The organism is Staphylococcus sp. EG-SA-2, from assembly GCF_017152085.1.
The window spans coordinates 1-1,122 of sequence record NZ_JACYHC010000857.1; the positions used below are offsets into that span (position 1 = coordinate 1).

A 1,122-nucleotide genomic window follows, 5' to 3' on the forward strand; every position below is an offset into this window, starting at 1 on the left:
TGATTCAATTCAAGTTAGAAATACCAATTATTAAACGTCGTCCAAATTTCGAAATGGAAGAACGTCTTGTGCTTGAAAAGGTTAATTATGATACAAATGAAATTACAGTTTATGGTAATACATACCCGTTGAAAGACACATGTTTCCAAACTATCAATCGTAATAATCCAGCAGAATTACTACCTGAAGAAGAAGAAGTCATGAATAAACTATTATTGTCATTCCAACAATCTGAAAAATTACGTCGTCATATGTCTTTCTTGATGCGTAAAGGTTCGCTTTACTTACCATATAATGGTAATTTACTCATTCATGGTTGTATTCCAGTTGATGAAAATGGTGAGATGGAATCATTTGAAATTGATGGTCATACTTACAGCGGCCAAGAATTATTAGATGTGTTTGAGTATCATGTCCGTAAATCATTTGATGAAAAAGAAAATACTGATGACTTATCGACGGATTTAGTTTGGTATTTATGGACTGGGAAATATTCGTCATTATTTGGTAAACGCGCGATGACTACGTTTGAGCGATATTTTATTGCAGATAAAGCTTCTCATAAAGAAGAAAAAAATCCATACTATCATTTACGTGAAGATGTGAATATGGTTCGTAAAATGCTCAGTGATTTCGGATTAAATCCAGATGAAGGACGCATTATTAATGGTCACACACCAGTGAAAGAAATCAATGGCGAAGATCCTATCAAGGCTGATGGAAAGATGCTTGTCATTGATGGTGGTTTTTCAAAAGCTTATCAGTCAACAACTGGCATTGCAGGCTATACATTGTTGTATAATTCATTCGGAATGCAACTCGTTGCACACCAACAATTTAACGCTAAAGAAAAAATACTTTCCGAAGGTATCGATGAACTTTCTATAAAGCGCGTTGTAGACAAAGAATTACAACGTAAGAAGATTCGTGATACCAATATTGGTAAAGAGCTTCAAGCTCAAATAGATATTTTGAAAATGTTAATGCATGATCGTTACTTAGACTAAAGACGACATTTTATGCATGTATTGTATACTGTTGTATTGATGCGGTTTACGCATTGGCTACGCAAACGCGATGATAAATAGGCGACCTAGCTACACCGAAAAAAATCCCCTCACT

1 protein-coding gene is annotated in these 1,122 nt (G+C 34.7%); it reads left to right on the top strand.

Annotated features, from left to right (window positions below):
* Positions 1-1,007 (top strand): fructose-bisphosphatase class III (locus tag IDG60_RS27610; RefSeq protein WP_206160877.1); only part of this gene is annotated, 1,007 nt, incomplete at its 5' end.
* Positions 1,008-1,122 lie beyond the last annotated feature (115 nt).